Below are 23,940 nucleotides of genomic sequence, written 5' to 3'. Positions count from 1 at the left end.
GGGCAGGTGCTTGGCACTTAGTTCTGAGTGCCCTGCTGGCCAGCCGGCTGCTCGCCGCCGCCCAGGAGGTCATTGAGGAGGCCCTCTACGTCCACATCGGCGCCTTTATCCAGCTGGTCTTGCACCTCCGGCGGCAGTTCGGTCGGAATATCGGAGGGCAGCTCGTTTTGGAAATCCGGCAGCTTCGGTAGCTTATTTGAATCCTCATCCTGCGTATCCGGCTCATCGGTCTGGGTCACGGTGGTGGGAACCTGCGTGGTCAGTGTCTCCGTCACGGGCTCTGGATCCGGCTTATCCGCCTCGTCCGCGGCATTGCGCCACAGGAAAAACAGCACGGCCGCAGCCAGTACGGCTAGCACCGCGATAGCCGCGAAGACGCCGGCCATGGCACCGCCACCGCCGCCCTTCTTTTTCCGCTTTTCCGGCTGGTCCGGATCATAGTCAGAAGGAACTGGCTCGTATCCAGGCTGCTGCGCGTACTGCTGGCCATAGGCTTGTCCCTGACCAGCCGGCTGCTGATAGCTCTGGCCATAGCCCTGTTGGTAGGCTGCGTCCGCATCAAATTGCCGAGTCTCATTCTGCGGCTGCTGCTCCCCCGGAAAGTACTGCTTCGGGTGCTCGCGGCGTGCCTGGTCGCGGCGGGGACCGCTGGCGCTATCGGGCACGCGTCCAATCTGACGGGTGGCATCATCCGCCGGGCTGGACCAGCTGCGGGTTTCATCTCTATCGCCTTGGTTTCCGCGATGGGGGCCTCTAGTAGTCATGCTTTCTACCTCTACCCCATTTTGCTGTGAGATCCCAGAGAGTTCTCCCATAGCTAACGGGGTGAGGAAAAGACTCGCTGCTTAGTGGGCCTGCCGCGCGCGCAAGGCTCGGCCAGTGGCGGTATCCTCCTTGGCTACTTCCGCCGGGGTGGCATCCGCGATGATGCGGCCACCATCTTTACCGGCGCCTGGGCCCATCTCAATAATGCGGTCAGCGTGTGCCATCACCGAAAGATCATGCTCAACGACGATCACCGTATGCCCCGCATCCGCCAACTTATGCAGCTCGGTATTGAGCAGATCGATATCAGCCGGGTGCAGACCCGTGGTGGGCTCATCGAGCAGGTAGACCGTGTGGCCGCGGCGAGAGTTACGAGAACGCTGCAGCTCCGTGGCGAGCTTGATGCGCTGGGCCTCTCCGCCGGACAGCTCCGGTGCGCCTTGGCCCAAGCGAAGGTAGCCCAAACCAACGGCCTGCAGTGTGGCGATGGCGCGGTAAATCTTCTCTTCTTCGGCGAATACCTCTGCGGCTTCGTCGACGGTGAGCTCCAAAATGTCCGCGATGGTGCGGTCCTGCCAGGTCACCTCGAGGGTCTCGTCGTTGAAGCGGGCACCACCGCACTCTGGGCAGGTGGTATACGAGCCTGGCAAAAAGACCAGCTCCACTTCGATCTTGCCCGCGCCGCCACAGGTGGGACACTGGCCTTGCTTCACGTTGTAGGAAAAGCGCGAGACAGTCCACCCGCGTTGCTTGGCCTCGTCGGTGGAGGCGAAGAGTTTGCGGACATTATCGAAAAGACCGGTATAGGTTGCCAGCGTGGAGCGCGGGGTGCGGCCGATGGGCTTCTGTGTAATCTGTACCAGGCGTTTAACCTGGTCAAAGCCTTCCGTGCTCTCTACGGACCAGCCCTTCTCCTCGGTCTCTTCTTCATCGGAGACGGCCGTAGCGGACTGTCGCAGTAGACCAGCAAGCACCGTACTGACCAGGGTGGACTTGCCGGAACCGGATACTCCAGCGACCGCCGTGAATTGGCCCAACCCAAAGTCCACATCCAGATTGTCGATGCTGCGGGCTTTGATGCCGCGGAGGGCGAGGTGGGAAGAGGGGGTGCGGGGGTCGTCGGCAAGCGCGAGCGTGCGATTGGCCAAGGCATGGGCGGTGGGGGTATCCGCGTCGTAGTCTGCGACTGGACCCGAATAGACGACGTTACCGCCGCGCTCGCCAGCCAGCGGGCCGACGTCAACGAGCCAGTCCGCCTGCGCGACCAAATCCATGTCATGCTCTACCAAGAGCACAGAATTGCCGGCCGCGATGAAGCGGCGGCACATGTCCATCACGGCGTCGCGCTCATCTGGGTGCAGGCCGGCCGAGGGCTCATCGAGCACATAGGCCACGCCAAAGAGACCGGAGCGCAGCTGCGCCGCCAGCCGGATACGCTGCATCTCGCCGCCGGACAGGCTCTGCGTCGGCCGATCCAGGCTCAGGTGCGCCAAGCCAAGCTCGAGCGCCGAGGTCAAGGCGGGCAGAATCTGCCGCAGCAGCAAATCCTCGGCCGAGTTCTCCTCCGGATTCTGCTTGCTCAGCACCGCGTGAACCCTATCCAGCGGCAGCGCGCCCAGCTCATCAATGGGCATGCCCGCATAGGTCACCTTCAGCGCAGCCGGGTTGAGGCGGCGGCCGCCACACGTTTCGCACTCGCGCGATTCCATATAGGACAGGGTGCGCTTGCGCAGGGTATCCGATTGGGTCTCCGCCAGCGTCTTATTCAAGTAGCTGGCCACCGAACGCCACGTGCCCTCATAGTTGCGCTGAATCTGGTTCTTGCCGCGCAGGGGCTTGACCGTGACGACGGGGCGCTCCTCGGTAAAAAGAATCCAGTCGCGGTCTTTCTGTGACAGCTCTTGCCAGGGCGAATCCAGGTCATAGCCCAGGTTCATCAGGATGTCGTGGAAATTCTTGCCGGCCCAGGCGCCCGGCCAGGCTTGGATGGCGCCTTCCTCGATGGAAAGGGTGGGATCCGGAACCATCGAGTCCTCAGTCGGCTCGTGGACCACGCCCGTGCCGTGGCACTGCGGACACATTCCCTCCGGGGTATTCGGGGAGAAAGAATCCGAGTACAAGCCCTCCGGATTATCCCCGGCGCGCGAATAGAGCAGGCGCACGCTATTCGAGAGCGCGGAGACCGTACCTACCGTGGAGCGCGCTCCGCCGCCGGAGGTCGATTGCTGCAGCGCGACCGTCGGCGGTAGGCCCTCTACCTGGCTGACCTGCGGATCGACGGCCGAGCTAATGAGGCGGCGGGCGAAGGGTGCTACCGATTCAAGGTAGCGACGCTGGCCTTCGCCGTGAATCGTGCCGAAGGCCAGCGAAGACTTTCCCGAACCAGACACTCCCGTGACTGCGACGAGTTTGCCGCGGGGCATATCGACGTCGACGTTGCGCAGGTTGTGCAGGTGGGCATCGCGGACCTTGATAGTAGACATGTCCTCTAGCGTACGCACAGGTGGCGGGCTGAGCAGCGAGCTCGATCTTGGATTTCCGCCGTCGATCGCGATTTTCGTCCATCTAAACCAGAGATTTCGTCGACGGTTTTGGGGGTTTGTATGGACGAAAGTCGTGATCCCTGATGTTTCACGGAACCGACTCCTCAACGCAGCAGTCTAAAAGACTATGTACACGCGAAAAGACCTGTTCGAAGAAGGAATGACTCAATATCGAATTGAAAAGGAGGTGGCAGAGGGCAGACTCCTCCGGCTTAGGCGCAACTGTTATGTCGCTGCGGAGGCGAGCGCGAAAGATAAGCTCAACGCGGTGGCGCAGCTTTATCCGGATGCGGTGTTTTCGGGAACGGCGGCGCTCGCGGCCTATGGCTTATGCGAGGTGCAGCTGCCGACGGTGATCCGGGTGGATAATAACTGCCGAGCCCGGGCGGATGATCTGGTACATACGGTGAGGTCGCGGCCGGTGCCGGCGAATCGGGTCAAGGGTGTAAAGATGGCGTTGCCGGCGCAGGCGGTAGCAGATGCATTGAGCTTTGAGCACTGCAGCAAGTGGCTGCTGAAGGATGCACTGGCGCAGGCGTATCGCGGGCTCAACGGAAGGGGGAGGTTCGCGGCCGATATAGAGCAGGTGATCAGCAAGAAAAGGGACGCGGTTCGCGAGCTGGCGGAGCGGGCGCCGGTGGGGACGGCCTCGAAGTGGGAGCAGCGGATGTACCACGAGATGCGGCGGGTGGGTCTCAAGCCGGTGCCAAATTTTCGATTAGGACCATATACCTGGGATCTAGGCTTCGAAGCGGGAACGACGGTGGTGGACTTGGACTCGCTTTATTATCACGCGCCGGAAGATAATCACCGAGAATTTCTCATCGGGATGTGGAAGACCAATCATGCGGTGCAGCATGGGTGGGCGCCATTGAAATTTACAGATGAATGCACCGACTACCACCTCAAGCTGGTGGTGGAGACGGTGCAAGGAACGGTGGCGCATCGACGCAGCGTGCGCGGGCTAAAGAGCAGTCCGCCAAAGGTGCGGTGGGCGCTGGCGACTCCGGCGTGGCGGTTCCACCAAAGCTTGCTCTAGAGCCTAGTCCAGGTGCGGCCAGCAGGCGCGCAGGCGGTCGAACCACCAATCGCGGCGGTCGGCGGGGGCAGCGAGGGCGGTCAGGCGGTCTGGGTCGGGGGCGAGGATATCGGCGGGAAGGTGGCCATCGACAAGCGGGCGCGGCGCGGTGACGTCTTCTGCAAAGAGGGAGCCGGTGGCAAGTCCAGCGGCGGCCGGGGTGACGTCGATGTCTTCATCGTCGTAGATGCGCGGGAGAGCGGCGACGGCCGCCAGGCCCATATTGATGCCGATGGAGGTATCGAGCGCAGAAGCCACCGTGATGTCCATATGGCGCTGGCGCAGGTGTTGGGCCACCTCGAGGACGCGGCGCACGCCGCCGAGCGGGGCAGGCTTGACCACGGCGACGTCCGCGGCCTGCAACTCGGCCACGCGATACGGGTCGGCGACCTTGCGAATGGATTCATCGGCGGCGACGCGCACAAAGAGGCCGGCGCGCATAAGGCGGCCGCGGACCTGGGCGAGCTCCTCAGTGGTGGCGCAGGGCTGTTCCATATAGTCCAGCGGCATCATCATCTGCGCGGCCTCGACCGCCTCATCGACGCTCCAGCCGCCGTTGGCGTCCACGCGAAGGATGGGGATATCGCCGCGTTGGGTGACGGCGTCGCGGACGGCGTGGACGCGAGCGGCGTCGTCGGCAAGCGTGTGCCCCTTCTCCGCCACCTTGATTTTGAAGGTGCGGCAGCCGGGGTAGCGCTCCACCACGGCCGGGACCTCGCTGGCGGGCACGGCCGGGATGGTGGCGTTGACCTCGATGGAATCGCGTACCGGCTCTGGAAAGCCCTCGTAGGCGGCCTCGAGCCCGGCGCGCAGCCACGCGGCGGACTCGGCCGGGCCGTATTCCAAGAAGGGCGCGAACTCGCCCCAGCCGGCCGGGCCATCGATGAGCAAGGCTTCCCTGGTGGTAATGCCGCGGAAACGCACGGCGAGCGGGAGGGAGACTACGTGGGCGCGGTCGAGGACGTCATCGATATGCATGGCCTTCATGGTAGCGCCCGCCGGCCATTGACCCCTCCCCCGCTCTGCGCTATTTTGGGAACCCATACCAATAAAGGAGGAATTATGCTGCTAGCTGAGGCATTGGCGGAGCGCGCCCAGGCACAGGAGCGCCTCAATAGCCTGCACGAGCGGTTGCTCACCGTGGCCCGCGTGCAGGAGGGCGATACCCCGGATGAGGATCCGCAGGAGCTGCTGCGCGAGCTCGATGGCGTGGCCGGGCGCATCGATGAGCTGGTGCAGGCCATTAATGCGACGAATATCGCCACCGCCTTTGATGAGAAGAGGAACTTGATGGAAGCCCTCGCGCTTCGCGACGGCCTCTTGCGCAAGCGCCGCATCTACCACGACCTGGCGCAGCGGGCGGGCACCCGCTCGGACCGCTATTCCCGCACCGAGATTAAGTTTGTCTCCACCATCCCGGTGGCGGATCTGCGCAAGCGTGTCGATGATTTGTCTAAGCAGTATCGCGAGCTGGATACCCGCATCCAGCAACTGAACTGGAATACCGAACTGAAAAACGGATAGTCATGTCGCGCGCCGCATAGAGCGCGCGATGGTAGCCCACACACCTGCAGCGAGCAGGCCCCCACCCTGGAGGGGAAAATCCTGGGACTCTGGCCCCCTTTAGCGCTTTAAGGGGCGGGGAGTTCGAGTCTCCCCATGGCATGGAGTACCGCGCTGGTATGGCGTACACGGGTATTGTGCGGGGCAACAACCTCGCAGTATCGCGTATTGATTATTACCGGCCTGCTGGGCAGTGTGTGTGGGTGAGGGTTGGGAATGGGGACTATTCTTCTTTTGCCACTAAGCTGGCCATCATGAGCGAGCAGAAAAAATACAGCACCGATAATCCGTTCCGCCCGGAATTGTGGCATGCCGTAGAAGGTTTTGAGGACCTGACGGATATCACCTATCACCGGCTCAACGGCGAGGGCCGCAAGAACGGCATCGTGCGCATCGCCTTCGACCGCCCGGAGGTGCGCAATGCGTTTCGCCCGCATACCGTAGACGAGCTCTACCGCGCCCTCGACCACGCCCGCCGCACGCCGGATGTGGGAACGATTTTGCTCACCGGCAATGGTCCTTCCGACAAGGATGGCGGCTGGGCTTTTTGTTCGGGCGGCGACCAGCGCATTCGCGGCCGCTCCGGGTACCGCTACGCCACCGAGCACGCCCATGATGACGCCACCGCGGATGAATCCACCGTGGACACCGCCCGCGAGAAGGTGGAAGGCGGCCGCCTACATATCCTCGAGGTCCAACGCCTCATCCGCACCATGCCCAAGGTGGTTATCGCCGTGGTCAATGGTTGGGCGGCCGGCGGCGGGCACTCGCTGCACGTGGTCTGCGATATGACGGTCGCCTCCCGCCAGGAGGCGCGCTTCAAGCAGACGGACGCGGACGTAGGGTCCTTCGACGCCGGCTATGGCTCGGCCTACCTAGCCAAGATGGTGGGCCAAAAATTCGCCCGCGAGATTTTCTTCTTGGGCCGCACCTATGATGCCCAGCGGATGTATGAGATGGGCGCGGTCAATGAGGTTGTCGATCACGCCGACTTGGAAGACGCCGCAATCCAGATGGGCCGCGAAATCAACGGCAAGTCCCCGACAGCCCAGCGCATGCTGAAGTTCGCTTTCAACCTGACCGATGACGGCCTCATGGGCCAGCAGGTCTTCGCCGGCGAGGCGACCCGCCTGGCGTACATGACCGACGAGGCCGTCGAGGGCAAAGAAGCATTCCTCGAAAAGCGCGACCCGCAGTGGGAGCAGTTCCCGTATTACTACTAGCCAGGAGTTAGCACGATGTGGATTTTCGCCATCGGCTTGGCCACACTTGCACTGGCGGGCGTCATCGTCTCGCGAGTGTGGATGCTCAAGCGTATCAAGGATGCGCAGGACAGCGGGGAGCGTCCCTTCGATCAGGAGGACACCCCGCGCAATCCATACATGTAGCGGAGTAAATGGCGTGGGACGCCCTCGGACCGGAGTGAGACATCTCAAGCAATTGTGGACATACCCATAGTTAATACTTAAAGTGTCGAACATGAAACTCTGCAACTCATTCGTCATGCTCGCAGCACGCGTCGCCCTGGGCGTAATTCTCATCGCCCAGGGCTGGCAAAAGTTCTCCGAATGGACCGTCGCCGTCGCGGGCCTGATGCTCGCCGCCGGCCCCGGCATACGCTCCCTGGATCAGCTCCCCTTCAGCAAAAAGGCAAAAGTAGCCAAATAAGGCCACCGCTTCCTAGCCTCTCACTTCACTCATTGAAGTGAGAGGCATTTTTAAATTTTGGCAGCTTAAGGAAGAGATAGGACCACCTAAGTTCATTACGTTGAACAATCTAGTTCAAGGGTGCTAGTGTTTGTTGAGTTCACTTCTCCTAATACAAAGGAAGTTCATTATGAACTCAAATCACAGCACCCCACGCCGGCCCCTACAGCGCATTCTCGCAGGCACCTGCGCCCTCGCACTCGGCGCCAGCCTCGCCGCTTGCAGCGCCTCGAAGGAATCCATCGACGCTGCAAAGCCGAAGGACGGCGACACCGTCAAGGCCGTGGCCACGACTACCCAGATCTGCGACTACCTCACCCAGGTAGCCGCCGGCGGCCTCAAGCTCCACAAGGTCGACTCCCAGGGTGCGGAGACCAACTCCGGCGAGGGCCCAGTGACCCTCGACCTCACCTGTTTGCTCGCCCCCAACGCCAGCGCCCACGAGCACGAGATGACCCCGCAGCAGATGCAGGCGCTCTCCCAGGCCGACTACATGTTCGTCAACGGAGTCGACCTCGAGCACTTCCTCGACCAAGCCGTGGACTCCTCCGGCTTCCACGGCGTCATGGCCGTGACCTCGGGCGTCAAGAGCGAAGGTATGGGCGATGGCAACGGCAAGTACACCATCGACGAGGGCATCGAGCACGTGAGCCCGCGCCCGTGGCCTTTCCCGGGGGAGGACGGCGAGGCCCCAGAATTCAAGTACGACCCGCACGTGTGGACCTCCCCGAAGCAGGCCAAGATTCAGGTCGACAACATCGTCAACACGTTGTCCCAGGCCTCCCCGCAGGCCAAGGACGCCTTCACCGCCGCCGGCAAGAAGTACACCGACCAGTTGGAGGACCTCGACAAGTGGGCCAGCGATTCCATGTCCGCAGTTCCTGAGCAAGACCGCGTGCTCTTCTCTTCCCACGACGCCTTCGGCTACTTCTCTAACGAGTATGGCGTGAAATTCATCGGCTCCGCACTGTCTGACTTCAACCACCAGCAGGACGCCACCTCGAGCCACATCGATGAGCAGGTAAAGAAGGTCCGCGAGTCCGGTGCCAAGGCCATCTTTGCGGAGAATTCCAACAGCTCGAAGTCCATCGAGGCCATCGCCCGCGCCGCAGGCGTCAAGGCGGTTACATCCGACGACGCTTTGTACGGCGACTCGCTAGGTGTGCCAGGCAGTGAGGGCGAGACCTACATCGGATCCATCGTCCACAACATCAACACCCTGGTCAGCGCCTGGGACTCCAAGCAGCAACCGTTGCCAGAATCGCTGCAGGAATTCGACGTCGCCAAGCGAAAGTAGCTCTTTATGTCTTCCCCATTAGTCACTCTGCACAATGCCACCTGCGGCTATGGCGCCCGGGATATCCTCACCGACGTTGACCTTGAGATCCGCGCGGGCGAGGCCGTGGCGCTCCTAGGTTCCAACGGCGCGGGCAAATCTACCCTGCTCAAGGCAATCACTGGCCTGGCTGCCTTGCGCGGCATGGCCACCATCGACGCCTCGCTCGGATACGTCCCGCAGTACCAAGACTCCGACCTGAGCTTTCCCGTCACGGCTTACAAGGTCGTGGAAATGGGCCTTTTGCCCTCAGTGAGCTGGTGGCACAGGTGCACGAGCATGCGTAGCTACCGCGACTGCGTACTCAATGCCCTGCGACAAGTGGGGATGGAGCACCTCGCCGAGACGCGGTTTGGCCAGCTCTCGGGTGGGCAACGCCAGCGCGTGCTCATCGCGCGCGCGTTGGTTTCGGCCCCGGAGCTGGTGCTTCTCGACGAACCCTTCAACGGGCTTGATCAAGAAAGCCGCCGAATCCTGATTCAGATCATTGCGGATCTCAAGGAAGCAGGAATCGCCCTGCTCGTCTCCACTCACGACCCCATCTTGGCGCAGCACACCTGCGACTGGGCGGCGTTTGTGATCGACGGCAAGGTCCGCACCATGGGAACCGAGGAAGCAGTGGAAACCTATATGGAGCAAGGCGCGCGACTGTGATAGAGCAGATTCTCTTCGCCCCGTACCTGCGCAATGCTTTCCTCTTCCTGCTGTGCCTATCGATTGCGGGAGCTGCCATTAGCGTCCTCGTTAATCTCCGCCGCATGGAATTTACGGTGGAAGCCCTCGTGCACTCGGTTTTTCCGGGCATCGTGGTAGGGCTCATCGTGGGCGGCATCCCGGGCATCGTGCCGGGTGCGGCCGCGGTGGCCACGGTGACGGTGCTGGTGCTGGCTTCTCTGGGTTCTGGGCAGGGCCAGTCAGCGCAGAAGCTGGATATGGAAGCCGGAACGGCCGTGGTGCTGACCTTTATGTACGGCATCGGCGTGGTCATCAGTTTGGCCTATGGCGACAAGTCCGGGCAGCTGGAGGCCCTCATGTTTGGCCGGCTTCTCGACGTCACGCAGTCCAGGCTGGCAACCTCCGTCACGCTCTGCGTGATTGCGGCACTGCTCATCCTGACAACCTGGCGCATGCAGATTCTCGTCGCTTTCGATACCACAGCGGCCCGCGCCATGGGCATCAACGTGGCGGCTTATGAGCTCATTGCGAATATCGCGGTTGGCCTAATCGTGGTGGCGGCTAGCTCGGCAGTGGGTGTGTTGCTGGTTATCGGTTTTATTGTCATTCCAGGCCTCTCGGCGCGCTTGATCGCAGGATCCCCGCGCAGCATGTGCTTCTGGGCTGCGGGTTTGTCCACGCTGGCAGTGGTGGTTGGATTTGCCATCATGCTGTCCCAAACCACGCACCAGATTTCGCCGCAGGCAATCGTCAGCTTGATGCTGGTTGCCACCGTGCCGCTAGCGGGCTTGAAGGGGGTATTTAGCTAATGGGACTGTCTCATCTTGATCCAGAGATCCTGCGGATGCCCCTCCTTGAGGCCATCGCTGTGGGATGTTTATCTGGCTTAGTTGGAACCTTGATGGTCATGGGCAAGCGCGTCTTTTTCGCTGAGAGCCTGTCGCACGGAATCTTCCCCGGCGCGGTGCTCGGTGTAGTAGTGGCCAACCTTCTGAGCTTGGATCTCTCCACGGGTTTGATGGTGGGGGCGGCACTGTTCTGCCTGCCTTTGGCCTGGCTTATGCGGTGGTTGAGTACCGTCGAGGGCATTTCTTCGACCGCTGCCGCCGGCGTGACGCTCACCTTGGGATTTTCCCTGGGCATCTTGTTGCTGCGCTGGTTCCAACCGCTACCTATCCACGTGGATAGCTTTCTCGTGGGCTCGCTGACCACTGTCAATGCGCAGGATGTCTGGTTTGTCGGCGCCCTGGTGGTGGTCAGCCTTGGCGTGCTGGTGGCATTTCGCCGGACGTTAGTCTCCTTCTACTTCGACCAGACGTCCTTCCGCGCACAAGGCGGAAAGCCCGGCCGCTATGACTTGCTTACCCTCACGCTTATCAGCGTGACCATGGTGGTGGTGATTCCCGCAGTGGGCACTATCTTGTCCCTGGCGCTGCTGGTAGCCCCGGCGGCGGCGTTGCAGCCGTGGATCAAGCGCCCGACCCAGCTCATGCTCGGTGCCGGTATCGCGGGCATTGCGCTGGCATGCGGCGGGCTCTGGCTGGCGGCCGCACTCAGTTTGTCGGCGGGCGGCTGCATCGCGGTGCTGGCGGGTGTGTTCTATTTGCTCAGCATGGGGCTGCGCGCCTTGCTCTAAACGCCCGGCGCGCCGCCTCCCGGGACGAGCGATATGCCCGGGTAACCTGATTATTCGTGACTCATATCCTCGCCCCACTCCCAGTCGATCCCCGCAATCCCGCAGGAATTTTGGATGACCTCGAGAAGGCCATCGCTGGGCAGACCACGCTCTTACCCCTTCCCGCAGCGGACCGCACGCGGACGGAATTGCTGCGCAACCACATGCGCGCGGGCGAATCGATTGCTGAGGACATTGCTTTGGTGGTGTCCACCTCGGGTTCCACGGGCACACCGAAGGGTGCGCAGCTAAGCCCGCTTAACCTGGTGGCGAGTGCGGATGCCACCCATTCTTTCCTGGGTGGCCCCGGCCAATGGCTACTGGCCATGCCCGCCCACCACATCGCGGGCATCCAGGTGCTCGTGCGTTCGTTGGTGGCGGGTGTGGAGCCACTGTGCCTCGACCTGTCCCAAGGCTTTAACATCACCGAGTTCGCCCGCGCAGCAGAAGAACTCGCCCACACCGAGGACCGCATGTACACCGCGCTCACACCGATGCAGCTGCACAAGGCACTCGATTCGCTGGACGGCATCCAAGCACTGCGCCGTTTCAACTCCATCCTGGTAGGTGGAGCAGCGCCACATCCCCAGCTATTGGAATCTGCGCGCAAGCTCGACATCACCGTGGTAACCACCTATGGCTCCTCGGAGACTGCGGGCGGTTGCGTCTACAACGGCACTCCCCTGCCCGGCACCGAGGTGCGCATCGGGGAAGATAACCGCATTTTCCTGGGCGGGCCGACCATTGCGCAGGGCTACCGCAATGTGGAATCGCGCGACTTCGTCGGTGGCTGGTTCGCAACTTCCGACGCCGGGGAGCTCGACGCCCACGGTCAACTCACCGTCACTGGACGTCTGGACAGCATCATCAACTCGGGCGGGTTGAAGTTGCACCCAGAACAACTGGAACAGCTCTTGTTGCAGGTACCGGGCGTCGACAGTGTATGCGTGGTGGGCATCCCTGATCCACGTCTTGGCCAGATGATCGCCGCAGCTTACACCGGCTGGGCCTCGCGCACCGACATCCTCGAAGCGCTCGATGACCTGCCTCGGTGGCAGATTCCGCGCGAGATTATCCGCATTGCTGAGATGCCGCTGACCGGCCCCGGCAAGGTGGACCGTCGTGGTGTCGCAGGGCTCTTTAAGAACTGATTAGACTTCGTTAGCGCGCACCGTCACGTCGGCGGCCGCGACTTCCGCAAGAGAGAACTCCTCGTCCCCTGCGTGCAGGTTGAGCAGGCCCGCAACGCGGGAATCGACTACGACCTCGACGCCCAGGCCGACGCCATGGCTGTCGAGGTAGCGCAACAGCTCGGTGTCTCCGTCGCATACCCGCTCGATGGTGACAGGGGTGTGAAGGGGGACGTCGTCAAGCGTGAGCGTGCCAAGGTCCTCGATGCTGCCCTGCGCGTCGGGGATGGGATCGCCGTGGGGATCGCGCTGAGGATGGCCCAGGTGCTGATCGAGTCGATCGATGAAGCGATCGGAGCATGCATGCTCGAGGAGATCGGCATCCTCGTGAACCTCGTCCCAGGTGTACCCCAGCTCTTTGACCAAGAAGGTCTCGAGGAGACGATGGCGGCGGACCATGCCCATGGACAGTGCCTGGCCCTCTGGGGTCAGCGAAACGCCAGCGTAGCGCTCATGTTCCACCAGCCCTTGGGCAACGAGACGCTTTACGGCTTCCGACGCCGTGGGCACCTTTTGGTTCAATCGCCCCGCCAGCTCCTTGAGCGCGATGGGCGCGCCGCCGGAGTGCTCGGAGAGGTCCCACAGGACTTTGAGGTAGTCCTGGGTACGTTCAGGGAGATCGCTTAAATGCATGACATTCATCGTAGTAAAGGCCTTGCCCCGCGAGCGATTCACATGATAACTTTAAGAAAGTTCAACGCATTGAACTTTTGTCACGGGTGTGGCCCACAGCCGTCCTTTCTTGGGTACGTACGACGCGCTTCCGCCATACCCGTGGCTTTTATATATCCGCCGTGTGCGTCCCTTGTGCACAGCATGCCCGCGGTGGCGTGGCACAATAACTGACATGTCACTTTCTGCCTATCCCGCAACTGCCAAAGACTGGCTCCAAGGCGCACGCCCGCACACGTGGGCTAATGCCTTCGCCCCAGTCATCGCTGGTACTGGTGCCGCAGCGGCTGCCGACGGCGCGCACTTCGGCCGCGCGCTTCTCGCCCTCGTGGTGGCGTGGGCGCTCATCATCGGTGTCAATTACGCCAACGATTACTCGGATGGCATCCGCGGCACCGACGACGACCGCACCGGTCCGCAGCGCCTCACCGGCGGCGGCCTAGCCCGTCCGCAGCAGGTGAAACTCGCGGCCTTCGCCGCCTTCGCGGTGGCTGGGCTCGCCGGCATCGCGTTGTCCTTGGCGGCGCATGCCTGGTGGCTCATCCTCGTCGGCGCGCTGTGCATCGCCGGAGCATGGTTTTATACCGGCGGCAAGAATCCATATGGCTATCGCGGGCTCGGCGAGGTTGCTGTCTTTATCTTCTTCGGGCTCGTCGCCGTGCTCGGCACCGAATTCACCCAAGCTGGCCGCCTGTCGTGGTCGGGCCTCGCGCTGGCCGTGGGCATCGGCGCGATGAGCTCCGGGGTGAACTTAGTCAATAATATCCGCGATATTCCCTCCGACGCCGAAACCGGCAAGATTACGCTCGCCGTACGCCTCGGAAACGAGAAGGCACGCCTGCTCTTTACGGTGCTGCTCCTTCTGCCATTCCTGCTGACCATTGGCATTGCCTTCAGCAGCTGGCTCGCACTCGCCGGCTTGGTCTACTTCCCCTTCGCGCTGCGTGCCATTCGCACCGTCAATCGCGGCGCTCAAGGACCAAAGCTTATCCCCGTGCTCGGCCTGACTGGCCGCGCGATGCTCCTGTGGGCGATTATCGAGGCCGCCGCACTCATCCTCGTCTAGTCCTGCGCGGCGCGCCCTTCTAGCTCCGCCTGGACCCAGCGTTTGTGGGCCTTGCGCTGGGCGGAGTACTCGGCCAGCGTTTGGGTGGCCTCGATGCGCCACTTTTTAAAGATAAGCATCGATAGCGGCAGCGCCACGAAGAGCGCCAACAGCGCCGAGACGAGCACCGGGATGGGAAAGCGGATGGCGATAGATAGCAGCTCGATCACCACGGTCAAGGCGATAAAAAGTACTACGCGGGCGAGCCCGTACTTCCACAGCGCCGCCCGCGAACGGCGGCGCAGTTCTGGGTCCGGCTTGGGTGGCTCAGGGTTATGCGTCATGGGGGTTGATTGTACGCGGTGCAGGTAGAATTCCACGCATGGGCCGAATCATCCTCCTTTTACTCTTTGTCCTCGCCGCCTACTTGGTGTGGAAGGCCTTCGGGCCCTCCACATGGAAAAAGCGCGAGGTGGAACAACCCCGCGCTATCAAGGGCCCCGACGATGATGAGGAATTCCTCTGGAACTTAGAAAAGGAGCGCTTCAAGCAACGCCGCGCACAGGAGGCAGAGGAAGAAAAACGCCGCCAGCGCCGCAATCGCGACACCGACGGCGAGAAGGATTAGGATTCCTTCGGCACGAAGCGCATCTCCAAGCCGAGGGCCTCGGCCACGGCGGTAATCTTTTCCCACCGCACGCCCGCGCCCCCGTGCTCAATGGTGTGGAGGGTGGAGCGGGAGATACCGGCGGCGTCGGCAAGCTGCTGCTGCAAAATGCCCAACTCGCGGCGACGTTCCGCAAATTGCGCGCCCAGCCCCAAAATCACCGCGTTATCACCAGCCGGCTTGCCGAGCTTATGGCGCGGGCTCGTATGCTCCGCCATTTAATTCAGCCCCGCATAGGAGTGCAGGCCGGAGACAACCATGTTGATGAAGAAGAGGTTGAACACCATCAGCGCCATCGCCATGACATTGATCCACGGCGCAGCCTTGCGGAACGCTGGCGTTGCACGCGCGTGCAGGTAGGCGGCATAAAGGATCCAGGTAGCGAAAGACACGGTTTCCTTCGGGTCCCAGCCCCAGAAGCGGCCCCACGCGGACTCGGCCCAAATAGCACCCAAGATGATGCCCAGACCCAAGGTCGGCAGGGTGATCACGGCCAGGCGGTAGGCCAGCTGGTCAATCTTCGCGGCCGAAGGCAATGGGCGGGCTACAGCACCGAAAAAGCCATGCTCGGCATGCTTCGGCTGTGCCATCCGGAATAGGGTCAGCAGCGAGACAATGCCGGAAATAATACCAATGGACGCGCCCAAGGACACCACGGTGACGTGGATGGGCAGCCAGTGCGACTGCAGCGCCGGCACCACCGGGGCAGACTCAGCATAGAGCTTGGTGGAGCCATAAAACATCAGCGCCAACACCGGGGTGAGCAGCCATGGCCACACGGGGCGCCATTCCTTGCGCTGCATGGCAATATTGCCCACCAGCAGAACACCGAAGCTCACCATCAGCACGTACTCGTATAGGTTGCCAAAGGGGAAACGGCCGGTAGCCAGGCCACGCAGCACAATCGCCGCGGCGTGGAGCGCAATGCCTACCCACATCAGCGAGCTGGTCATGCCGCCGAGTTTATCGGCCTTGCGCTCCTTTTCCTTCAGCTCATCGGCCGTGATTCCGGAAGAAGACTGGGCAACCTCGCCGGCATAGCTCTGCTTGTCGACGCCCCCAGCGCCCGCCCCCACCAAGACCTTCGCGGCCTCGGACTTCACGGCGCGGCGGCCCTCGATGATGCCCTGCATGCGGCCGTAGTAGAACAGCGACAAAAAGAGCGCGACGCAGTACACCACAAAGGCGGTCTGCACCGCGATATCCGAGAAATTAGACAGATTCTGATCAATCTGCATGAACGCTCCTAGCGAATACACGTGCGGGGATAGTGCTGATTACCTTACTCAGCGAAACGGCCTAGTCCAACTTTTGTTGGACTAGGCCGACGTACTAATCATCGGTATAAAGCTCGTCTTCTTCGACTTCGTCTGGGTCTGGCAGCTCCAGCAGCGCGCGGTGCAGCTCGTGGAACTCCTCCGACCAACCGGCGCGGTCGGTGCGGGCGAGACCACCCATCTCCACATCGGTGCCGCCGGCCGCGTTCGGCCGCAGGCGGATATAGACGCGGCGGCGCTTAATCACCAGCGAACCCACCAAGGAGATGAGCATTACCAGTGCGGAAACCAGAACCCACTTCTGGAAGGGGTCATAAGAGACCTGGTAATTGGCAAACTCGCTGGCGCCGTTGAAGGTGATCTTGGTCCCATCGTCCAGGGTGACATCCTCACCCTGGTTGAGGTTCACGCGGTCAATCTTTCGCAGCTGGCCGGAGTGCACCAGGTTCGGATCCAACGAAAAGAAGGACTGCGGGGTGCCGGTATCCAAGCCGGCATCACCGCGGTAGATATCGATGGCCATCGCTGGATCCTGCAAACCTGGGTACGAAGACTGCAGCAGCTTGCCGTTCTCACCAGCCCACTCGGCCGTAGGCGCGAACAGACCCTGAATGGCGATCTGATTCTGACGACGCTCATAGAGGTCCGGGTGCATGCCGGCCGGCGGGTCAAAGCGCATCGCGCCGGAGGACAGGAAGAAGGTCGTATCATTCGGCTGGAACTGAATAGTCTGGGTGCGCTTTTCCCCATTGGGCCATTCCACGGTGACCGTCGGCGCGTAGCCATGGCCCTGCAAATAGACGCGGTTATGCGCCAGGCGCAGCGGATGGTTGACCTTGAGTTCATAATCCTTCCACTCGGAGTCATCCTTGTAGATGTCCTCGCCCTCGGCATAAGAGACGTTGGAGGTAAACATCTCGGCCTGGCCATTCGGCAGGTATTCGGCCGCGAAGTCATGGGCGATGAGGCAGAAGGGGTGGAGCCCGGTGCCGTCGAAAAGCGGGCCGGCGCGGAAGGAGTCAAAGTTAGACGTAGAGGTATTGCAGAACTCCGTAGACTGATCCAGGGTCTGGTCGCCGCCCTGCGAGCCAGACTCAGTGACCACGATGACCTGGCCTTCGTAGTTGACCAGCTTGCCGGCGGCAACCGTGACCAGGATGGCTACCAGCGCCACGTGGAAAATGAGGTTGGCTAGCTCGCGGCCGTAGCCGCGCTCCGCGGAGAAGGTATGCACGCCGGCACGGTCCTTCTCCGGGGAGTACTCGGCCACGCGCCACTTTTTCAGGCGCTTTTTGATTTCCGCGGATAGCTCTTCCTCGCTCTTTTCCGAGTGCCCCTCGGCCGCCAGCGGCAGCTTGTGGAGGTACTTTGGCGCGCGCGTCGGCGGGGTCTTCCACGCCTTATAGTGATCCCAGGAGCGCGGCAGGATGCAGCCAACCAGGGAAATCGCCAAGAGGACGAAGATGGCCTGGAACCAGACGGAGGAAAAGACGTCGAAAAGCTGCAGCTTGTCATAAATCTTCGCCACGTTGCCATTGGACTCGATAAAGTCCTGCACGTTCTGCTCGTTGAGATCGCGCTGCGGCAGCAAAGAACCGGGAATCGCGGCCAGCGCCAGCAAGAAAAGCAGCGCTAGCGCGGTGCGCATACTGGTCAGCCAATGCCAGGCTTTGCGGAAATATTTCACGTCTCTCCTAAATAAGGGTTGCGCCGTAGTTGCCGGTCCACTGGCGGATGAGGCTAATAAATTCGCCCCATAGGCCGGTTACCAGTGCCAGGCCGACGAGGATCATGGCCACGCCGCCGATTATCTGGATGGTATGCGAGTGTTTGCGGGCCCACGAAATCGTGCGCATCGCCCGCGCGGAGCCCAGCGCCACCAGAAGGAACGGTAGGCCCAGGCCCAGGCAATAAAAGATAATGAGCAGCACGCCGCGCGCGGCCGTCATACCCTCGGTGCCGGCCGATACGGAAATGATGGCGGCCAGCGTTGGTCCCAGGCACGGCGTCCAGCCCAGCGCGAATACCCCGCCGAGTAGCGGCGCGCCCAGCCAGGTGGTCCAGCGCTTCGGCGCCAGGCGGGTATCTTTCTGCAGCGCTGGAATCGCGCCCAAGAAGACCACACCCATCAGGATGGTCACGCCGCCGCCTACCCGCATGAGCATTTCTTCATTGAGCCGCAGCGCGGAAATCGCGCCGAATACCGAAACCGTCGCCAGCAGGAAAACCACGGTAAAGCCCAGGATGAACAAGGCGGCGGCCAGTACCACGGCCCATTGCCTGCGCTTGCCGACGCCCACCCCCAACTCCCCATCGAAGGTAACCTCACCGCCTACCACGCCGGCCAGGTAGGAAATATAGCCGGGGACCAGCGGGATCACACACGGACTGGCGAAGCTCACCAGCCCCGCCACGGCGGCCGCGAGCAGGCCCAAAATAAGTGGGCCGGAGGTCACGGCCTCGGCAAAGGAGTTGCCGAAGCTCGCTGCGTTGTCCATTTATTCCTTTTCTAACTTGTCCACTACATCCATCACATCTTTAGCGGTGATGGAACGCAAAAAGACCGTAGCCGGGCGGTGCTGTTTATCCAAGACGATGGTGGTGGGCACCACGGAAGTCGGCACGCCACCTAGGGCCGCGGCGGTCTTAAACGGCGGATCATAGATGGAGGGATACTTCAGCCCGTTGTCTTCGAGGAAGTCATTGGACACCTGCGGGTTATAGTCGCGCACATTGATGCCCAAGACGGTGCCGATCTTGCGCTTTTGCAGCTCGGAGTGGATCTCTTGGAGGTCATCGGCCTCGCTGCGGCAAGGCGCGCACCACTGGCCCCAGGAGTTAAGCACGACGATTTCGCCATCATAGTCTTCCAAGGAGATGGTTTTATCCGTATCGCGCACATCCTCGCCGGAGAACGTGCGCAGCGGCTTGCGCTCAGATTCCTCGTAATTGATGACCTTCTCGCCGCCGGGGGTGATGAATTCGAAATTACCGCCGGTAGCAACCGCGTTTTGGGCGTTATCGGAATCCTGCGCGCACCCAGCAAGTGCCACGGCCGCTGCCGCCAGCACCGCGCCAACAGCGCGTTTGCGTCGTAGTGCCATTAAATCTCCTGCGCCGGCGAAGAGTAGAAAATATCGGTGACCTGGTTGTCTTCAAAAAGCAGGGAGGTTACCGAGGCCAAGTCGCATTCGCGGTTCCACGGCGCGTGCGGCAAACGCTGGCCGAGCACAGTGCGCTGCACCATCACGATGGGCAGCTGGTGGCTGACCAAAATCGCCTCGTGGCCGGCCGCGGCGGTACGGGCGCGCTCGATGGACCCCAGCATGCGCTCGGCGATGCGCTCATAAGGCTCACCCCACGATGGCTCCAGCGGATTGACCAGCAGCGGCCAGCGGCGCGGATTCCACAGCGCGGAACGCAGGCCCTTGGTGCGCAGGCCCTCGAAGCGGTTGCCGGACTCGATAAGCGTCTTATCGACGTCCACGTCCAACCCCGTTGCCTCCGCAATCGGCCGCGCTGTCTCTTGGGCGCGCTGCAGCGGCGAGGCCGCCAGGTAGGTCACATCATGGTCGCGAAAGGACTCTGCGGTCCGCGCCGCCATGGAATGCCCGCGCGAGGATAGGTGATACCCCGGGATACGCCCGTAGAGGATCTTCTCCGGGTTGTGGACCTCGCCGTGACGCACGAGGTGAACGATGGTGCGTGTCATGTCTCTCCTTAGTTTGCGGGACGCGCAGCGGCCGCAGCTTGGGCGGCGGGCTTGAGGGCCGCCTCGATGAGTTCAAAGTCGGCGTCTTTAAGAGCATCCGAGACAAACCAGGTCTCGAATGGGCTCGGCGCGACATAGATGCCGTTATCCAGCAGAGCGTGGAAGAACGGGGTGAAGCGGAAGGTCTCGGCCGCCTGCATATCGGCGAAGTTGCGGCCCTCTCCCTCGGCAAAGCGGATGGAGAACATCGAGGAGGCGCGCTGAATGTGGTGCGCCACGCCCTCGGCCGATAGCGCCTCAGAAATCATGCCGGTCAGGCGGTCCGCATTGGCCTGCAGACGCTCATAGAGCGATTCATCGGCCAGCTCCAAAGACTTCAGGCCCGAAGCCATCGCCACCGGGTTACCGGACAGCGTGCCCGCCTGGTAAACCGGTCCTTCCGGCGCGAGGTAGTCCATGACCTCGGCGCGGCCACCGAAGGCGGCGGCCGGCAAGCCACCGGAGACGACCTTGCCAAAGGTCACCAGGTCCGCCGCCACGCCGTCGACGCCGTACCAGCCCTTATAGGAGGTGCGGAAGCCGGTCATGACTTCGTCAAGGATGAGGAGGGCGCCGTCTTTATGGGCGACGTCGGCAAGCGCGGCGTTGAAGCCCTCCACCGGAGCCACGGTGCCCATATTGCCGGCCGAGGCCTCCGCGATAATGCAGGCAATCTCGCCCGGGTGCTGCACGAATGCCTCGCGCACGGCCTCGATATCGTTATAAGGAACGACGATGGTATCGGCCGCCGTCGCGCCCGTCACGCCCGGGGAATCCGGCAGCGCAAAGGTCGCCACACCGGAACCGGCCGAGGCCAGCAGGGCATCCACGTGGCCGTGGTAGCAGCCTTCAAACTTCAATACCTTGGCGCGGCCGGTATAGCCGCGGGCCAAGCGGACCGCAGACATAGTGGCCTCGGTGCCGGAGTTGACCATGCGCACCTTATCGGCCGCGGTGCGCGACACGATGGCCTCCGCGAGCAAAGCTTCGCCTTCCGTGGGCGAGCCGAAGCTCAAACCGCCCGCAGCCGCCTTCTGCACGGCCTCCACAATCTCCGGGTGCGCGTTGCCGTGGATCATCGGACCATAGGAACTGACCAGGTCAACATACTCATTGCCGTCGGCATCCCACAGGCGCGAGCCCGCACCGCGCTCAATCACGCGGGCCTGGCCGCCCACGGAGCCAAACGCGCGCACCGGCGAGTTCACCCCGCCCGGAATCACCTTGGAGGAACGCTCAAACCACTGTTGCGACTGGGAAGTATTAGGCATGTCTGACATTCTAGCGATTCGCGCGCTATACAAAAGTTGGACTGCGTGATTCACAGTCAGCCGCTAAACTTCGGGGCGTTGCACTTTTCAATTCGGGGGGATTTTCAATGCAGCGCACTGTCATTTTCGCCATCCTGGCCGCTTTCTGCCTCGCCGGTTGCGCCCGGCCCGCGCCCGAACGGCCGCTGCCTACCTCGGTAGGTGCCGCCCCGCTTGCCGACGTCCCCTCCTGGCAGCCCCCTCCCCACCCTCTCACCCCTCGCGACCTGCCGCAGGAAGACACGGCGCCTCCTTCGCCGCCGGCCGCGGAACCTTCGCCGTCAACCGCGACGCCCGCGCCCGAGGCCGCGCCGGCCCCTCGCCCAGAACCGGGCCCGGCTCCCGCTCCGGCGCCTCGGCCCGCGCCGGTGCCTGCACCGCAACCGGCAGCGCCACACCCTCCCGCGCGGGACAAAAGCGGACTGCCGAACCTCAACATTCCGCCGCATGAGGTCCGCGGGCGCATCGAGAACGCCGCACCGGACGTTCCAGCTATGCCCGCCCCGCCGGCGCTGCCGCTACCGCCCGCGCCGCGGATTCCGGGCCTCTAGATCACGGCCCACGACGCGTCCGTTGCGGCCCTGAAGCGGCGAGCCTGGCCCCAAAGATGGCACACTGGGAAAGCATGAGGATTGCATTTCTTGGAACTGGCCGCATGGGAACCGAACTAGCCCGCCGCCTGCTCAATGAGCAGGACGGCATCGAAATGACCGTCTGGAACCGCACCGCCGAGCGTGCCCAGCCGCTGGTGGAGGAAGGCGCCGAGCTTGCTGCCTCGCCCACCGAGGCCGTAGTGAACGCCGAGGTCATCATCACCTCGCTCTTCGGGCCTGACGATGTCCGCGAGGTCGTCATCGAGCCGCAGCTCATCCCCGCCGGCGTGACCTGGATCGATACCACCACCGTCTCACCCAACGATGCCCGCGAATTCGCCGCCGCCGTGGAAACCTACGTCCACGCCCCGGTCGTCGGCACGCTCGGCCCGGCCCGCGAGGGCAAGCTCGGCGTCTATGTGGGCACGCCTGACGACGCCCGCCGCGAGCAAGCCATGTCCCTCGCCGAGTCCTGGGCGGGAGAAGACAAACTCATTGGGGTGGAGACGGCGGCCACGGCGGCCATCGGAAAGCTGCTTGCTAATTTGGCACTCGCCGTCACCGCCGAAGGCCTGCTCGAAGCCCTGCAGCTCGGCGAATCCGAGGGCCTGGACTCCGAGGTGGTGCTCCAGATGCTCGACATCACCGGCCTGTCCTTCATCGCAAATATGAAAGCTCCGTTTATCACCGGCGAGCGCAATACCGACCCGGGCGATTTCACCGTCGACGCCCTGGCTAAGGACGCGAAGCTCATGGAGATGACCTCCACCAAGCCGCTGCCCGCCCTGACTGCCGCCATTGGCCGCTTCGAGGAAATGCAGGCCATGGGACACGGCGATCAGGACTTCTCCTCCATCTTCGTATTCCGCAATAAAGGCTAGTTATCCACAGGCCCGCCGGGCGTGCGGGCCGAAATTCGCCTTTCCGGCCCTAGTTATCCACAGGTTCGCGCGCTTACCCTCGCACGGATTGCGCGCGGTGGCTTAGGCTGCGGGGCATGACAGCTCTTCAGACCTATCTCGCGGCCTTAGCGCCCGGCATCGATATCGTTGCCGGGTGCGCTGGCATGTCTGAAGACCAGCTGTGCGCCGCCGGCGCGCCCAATAAAACGGCCCGCACCTTGCTCACGCTTGCCGACGCCCTCTTTGCCCCCACCTCCTTTAGCCGCCTCCAACGCCAGGCGGTTAACGCCGCGCGCGACCGCGCCCACCCACTGCCCACGCTGGAGGTAATCGAGCGCTACGCCGCCCGCGCCAAGACTAAGCGCGACGCCTGGCGCCTGCGCGTGGAGCTATGCCGCACCGCCGCCGATACCGATGAAATGGAAAAACTAGCGCGTAAAAAGCTACGCGAGCTCAATCCCCCGACCCCGCCACGCCCCGGCGTGCGCATCCGCCGTCGCAAGGGCGCGCCATGGACCCTCGCGATTACCGGCCCTTCCTCGCTTATCGCGGACTTGGAATCCTCCTTGGATGAGGATGCGCCCCTGGATTCCGTCGCGGCTCTCTTCTCCCCCACCGCCCCTTCCGCCGCCAGCCGCCCGACCATTACGACCAACGCGATCATCACGCTCGACGAGCTCGACCGCATCATCGACGGCGAGGGCGAGGAAATTACCATCCAGCTCACCAACGGCGCCCGGATTACCGGCGCGGAACTTATCTCACGCACGCTTGCCCAACGCGGCCTCATCACCCTCGTCCACCCCTTCGAGGGCGCGGTCAACCTCTACCGCACGGAGCGAATGGCCAGCGAAAAGCAGCGGCTCATGGCTGCCGCCGAAAACCCTGTGTGCCCGTGGCCCGCGTGCAACTACCCGGCGGATAAATGCCAAATACACCACTTGCAGGCATGGCAGCACGGCGGCGAGACCAACATGTCAAACCTCGCCACCTGCTGCCCGTACCACAATGGCGTCAATGACGATGACCCGAATGCCCCGCCTGTCCGCGGGAGACTCGTTCGCCGCCGAGGTCGCGTGGTGTGGCAACCACCGTGGGCCGATACCGCCGCATCGACATCCAGCCCGAACGCGCCAGTGCAACCGACCCCACCGGATTCACCGCACTAGGACTCATGCCACTAGGCAGCAG

General features: G+C 62.7%; 26 protein-coding genes. 14 read left to right on the top strand and 12 right to left on the bottom strand.

Features of this window, described 5'->3' with window-relative positions; translation table 11 throughout:
• Positions 1 to 17: 17 nt before the first annotated feature.
• Together ACLI1L_RS01845 and ACLI1L_RS01840 are read right to left on the bottom strand one after the other, a co-directional pair.
• Positions 18 to 764, bottom strand: a complete 747-nt coding sequence (locus ACLI1L_RS01845; protein WP_411707916.1) for a hypothetical protein — start codon at positions 762 to 764, stop codon at positions 18 to 20.
• 81 nt (positions 765 to 845) lie between these two features.
• Positions 846 to 3,248, bottom strand: a complete 2,403-nt coding sequence (locus ACLI1L_RS01840; RefSeq protein ID WP_411707915.1) for an excinuclease ABC subunit A — start codon at positions 3,246 to 3,248, stop codon at positions 846 to 848.
• Positions 3,249 to 3,435: 187 nt separating this feature from the next.
• Here ACLI1L_RS01840 and ACLI1L_RS01835 point away from each other — a divergent pair, with 187 nt between their 5' ends.
• Complete coding sequence (locus tag ACLI1L_RS01835; RefSeq protein ID WP_411707914.1) at positions 3,436 to 4,347, top strand: hypothetical protein; 912 nt, start codon at positions 3,436 to 3,438, stop codon at positions 4,345 to 4,347.
• Between the two features lie 3 nt (positions 4,348 to 4,350).
• Here the strand turns inward: ACLI1L_RS01835 and ACLI1L_RS01830 are convergent, their stop codons facing one another.
• Complete coding sequence (locus ACLI1L_RS01830) at positions 4,351 to 5,373, bottom strand: o-succinylbenzoate synthase (RefSeq protein ID WP_411707913.1); 1,023 nt, start codon at positions 5,371 to 5,373, stop codon at positions 4,351 to 4,353.
• A 75-nt stretch (positions 5,374 to 5,448) separates the two neighbouring features.
• Between ACLI1L_RS01830 and ACLI1L_RS01825 the strand changes: the two genes are divergently transcribed.
• From ACLI1L_RS01825 to menE, 9 genes are all read left to right on the top strand, one after another.
• Complete coding sequence (locus tag ACLI1L_RS01825) at positions 5,449 to 5,910, top strand: DIP1984 family protein (protein WP_005322951.1); 462 nt, start codon at positions 5,449 to 5,451, stop codon at positions 5,908 to 5,910.
• 293 nt (positions 5,911 to 6,203) lie between these two features.
• Positions 6,204 to 7,172 carry a 1,4-dihydroxy-2-naphthoyl-CoA synthase gene (locus tag ACLI1L_RS01820; RefSeq protein WP_034668262.1) on the top strand — a complete coding sequence of 323 codons (969 nt, stop codon included), beginning with the start codon at positions 6,204 to 6,206 and terminating at the stop codon, positions 7,170 to 7,172.
• Positions 7,173 to 7,187: 15 nt separating this feature from the next.
• Positions 7,188 to 7,337: a hypothetical protein gene (locus tag ACLI1L_RS01815; RefSeq protein WP_005322953.1), complete on the top strand. Its 150-nt coding sequence runs from the start codon at positions 7,188 to 7,190 to the stop codon at positions 7,335 to 7,337.
• 91 nt (positions 7,338 to 7,428) lie between these two features.
• The gene (locus ACLI1L_RS01810) at positions 7,429 to 7,617 is read left to right on the top strand and encodes a hypothetical protein (RefSeq protein WP_005322954.1); all 189 of its coding nucleotides are present in this window, start codon (positions 7,429 to 7,431) and stop codon (positions 7,615 to 7,617) included.
• A 169-nt stretch (positions 7,618 to 7,786) separates the two neighbouring features.
• Positions 7,787 to 8,953, top strand: coding sequence for a metal ABC transporter substrate-binding protein (locus ACLI1L_RS01805; protein WP_248099189.1), 1,167 nt, complete (start codon positions 7,787 to 7,789; stop codon positions 8,951 to 8,953).
• Between the two features lie 6 nt (positions 8,954 to 8,959).
• The gene (locus tag ACLI1L_RS01800; RefSeq protein ID WP_023020501.1) at positions 8,960 to 9,646 is read left to right on the top strand and encodes a metal ABC transporter ATP-binding protein; all 687 of its coding nucleotides are present in this window, start codon (positions 8,960 to 8,962) and stop codon (positions 9,644 to 9,646) included.
• Complete coding sequence (locus ACLI1L_RS01795) at positions 9,643 to 10,476, top strand: metal ABC transporter permease (RefSeq protein WP_023020500.1); 834 nt, start codon at positions 9,643 to 9,645, stop codon at positions 10,474 to 10,476. Before ACLI1L_RS01800 ends, ACLI1L_RS01795 begins: the two co-directional genes overlap by 4 nt.
• Positions 10,476 to 11,303: a metal ABC transporter permease gene (locus ACLI1L_RS01790; RefSeq protein WP_023020499.1), complete on the top strand. Its 828-nt coding sequence runs from the start codon at positions 10,476 to 10,478 to the stop codon at positions 11,301 to 11,303. Before ACLI1L_RS01795 ends, ACLI1L_RS01790 begins: the two co-directional genes overlap by 1 nt.
• Positions 11,304 to 11,359: 56 nt before the next feature.
• Positions 11,360 to 12,493, top strand: coding sequence for an o-succinylbenzoate--CoA ligase (gene menE / locus ACLI1L_RS01785; protein WP_005322961.1), 1,134 nt, complete (start codon positions 11,360 to 11,362; stop codon positions 12,491 to 12,493).
• Here menE and ACLI1L_RS01780 read toward each other — a convergent pair whose 3' ends face one another.
• The gene (locus tag ACLI1L_RS01780; protein ID WP_034656208.1) at positions 12,494 to 13,165 is read right to left on the bottom strand and encodes a metal-dependent transcriptional regulator; all 672 of its coding nucleotides are present in this window, start codon (positions 13,163 to 13,165) and stop codon (positions 12,494 to 12,496) included.
• A 214-nt stretch (positions 13,166 to 13,379) separates the two neighbouring features.
• Here ACLI1L_RS01780 and ACLI1L_RS01775 point away from each other — a divergent pair, with 214 nt between their 5' ends.
• Complete coding sequence (locus ACLI1L_RS01775; protein WP_411707912.1) at positions 13,380 to 14,270, top strand: 1,4-dihydroxy-2-naphthoate polyprenyltransferase; 891 nt, start codon at positions 13,380 to 13,382, stop codon at positions 14,268 to 14,270.
• Here the strand turns inward: ACLI1L_RS01775 and ACLI1L_RS01770 are convergent.
• Complete coding sequence (locus tag ACLI1L_RS01770) at positions 14,267 to 14,593, bottom strand: DUF4229 domain-containing protein (RefSeq protein WP_084279006.1); 327 nt, start codon at positions 14,591 to 14,593, stop codon at positions 14,267 to 14,269. The genes ACLI1L_RS01775 and ACLI1L_RS01770 overlap by 4 nt on opposite strands.
• A 38-nt stretch (positions 14,594 to 14,631) precedes the next feature.
• On the opposite strand from ACLI1L_RS01770, the gene ACLI1L_RS01765 reads away from it, so the two are divergent.
• Positions 14,632 to 14,877: a hypothetical protein gene (locus tag ACLI1L_RS01765; RefSeq protein ID WP_005322966.1), complete on the top strand. Its 246-nt coding sequence runs from the start codon at positions 14,632 to 14,634 to the stop codon at positions 14,875 to 14,877.
• Here ACLI1L_RS01765 and ACLI1L_RS01760 read toward each other — a convergent pair.
• The 7 genes from ACLI1L_RS01760 to hemL form a co-directional block, all read right to left on the bottom strand.
• Positions 14,874 to 15,134, bottom strand: coding sequence for a helix-turn-helix domain-containing protein (locus ACLI1L_RS01760; RefSeq protein WP_049358704.1), 261 nt, complete (start codon positions 15,132 to 15,134; stop codon positions 14,874 to 14,876). The two genes, ACLI1L_RS01765 and ACLI1L_RS01760, sit on opposite strands and share 4 nt — an antisense overlap.
• The gene (gene ccsB, locus ACLI1L_RS01755) at positions 15,135 to 16,154 is read right to left on the bottom strand and encodes a c-type cytochrome biogenesis protein CcsB (protein ID WP_411707911.1); all 1,020 of its coding nucleotides are present in this window, start codon (positions 16,152 to 16,154) and stop codon (positions 15,135 to 15,137) included. It lies immediately after the preceding gene.
• Between the two features lie 94 nt (positions 16,155 to 16,248).
• Entirely contained in the window at positions 16,249 to 17,880 is a 1,632-nt protein-coding gene (locus ACLI1L_RS01750; RefSeq protein ID WP_394286950.1) for a cytochrome c biogenesis protein ResB, read from the bottom strand.
• A gap of 7 nt (positions 17,881 to 17,887) precedes the next feature.
• A complete protein-coding gene (locus ACLI1L_RS01745; RefSeq protein ID WP_411707910.1) occupies positions 17,888 to 18,691 on the bottom strand; it encodes a cytochrome c biogenesis CcdA family protein in 804 nt (267 codons plus the stop codon).
• Entirely contained in the window at positions 18,692 to 19,297 is a 606-nt protein-coding gene (locus ACLI1L_RS01740) for a TlpA disulfide reductase family protein (protein ID WP_411707909.1), read from the bottom strand.
• Positions 19,297 to 19,905: a histidine phosphatase family protein gene (locus tag ACLI1L_RS01735; protein WP_049358713.1), complete on the bottom strand. Its 609-nt coding sequence runs from the start codon at positions 19,903 to 19,905 to the stop codon at positions 19,297 to 19,299. Before ACLI1L_RS01735 ends, ACLI1L_RS01740 begins: the two co-directional genes overlap by 1 nt.
• Positions 19,906 to 19,913: 8 nt before the next feature.
• Positions 19,914 to 21,215, bottom strand: a complete 1,302-nt coding sequence (gene hemL, locus ACLI1L_RS01730; RefSeq protein ID WP_411707908.1) for a glutamate-1-semialdehyde 2,1-aminomutase — start codon at positions 21,213 to 21,215, stop codon at positions 19,914 to 19,916.
• A gap of 664 nt (positions 21,216 to 21,879) precedes the next feature.
• Here hemL and ACLI1L_RS01725 point away from each other — a divergent pair.
• Positions 21,880 to 22,728: an NAD(P)-dependent oxidoreductase gene (locus ACLI1L_RS01725; protein ID WP_411707907.1), complete on the top strand. Its 849-nt coding sequence runs from the start codon at positions 21,880 to 21,882 to the stop codon at positions 22,726 to 22,728.
• Positions 22,729 to 22,844: 116 nt separating this feature from the next.
• Positions 22,845 to 23,918 (top strand): HNH endonuclease signature motif containing protein, encoded by a 1,074-nt coding sequence (locus ACLI1L_RS01720; RefSeq protein ID WP_086588912.1) that lies wholly within the window; start codon positions 22,845 to 22,847, stop codon positions 23,916 to 23,918.
• Positions 23,919 to 23,940 lie beyond the last annotated feature (22 nt).

Origin of the sequence: Corynebacterium sp. LaCa117 (assembly GCF_046717765.1) — a bacterium.
Lineage (GTDB): Bacteria > Actinomycetota > Actinomycetes > Mycobacteriales > Mycobacteriaceae > Corynebacterium > Corynebacterium kefirresidentii.
Note: the sequence above shows the minus strand (reverse complement) of the source record. Positions and strands in the feature narration are given on the sequence as shown.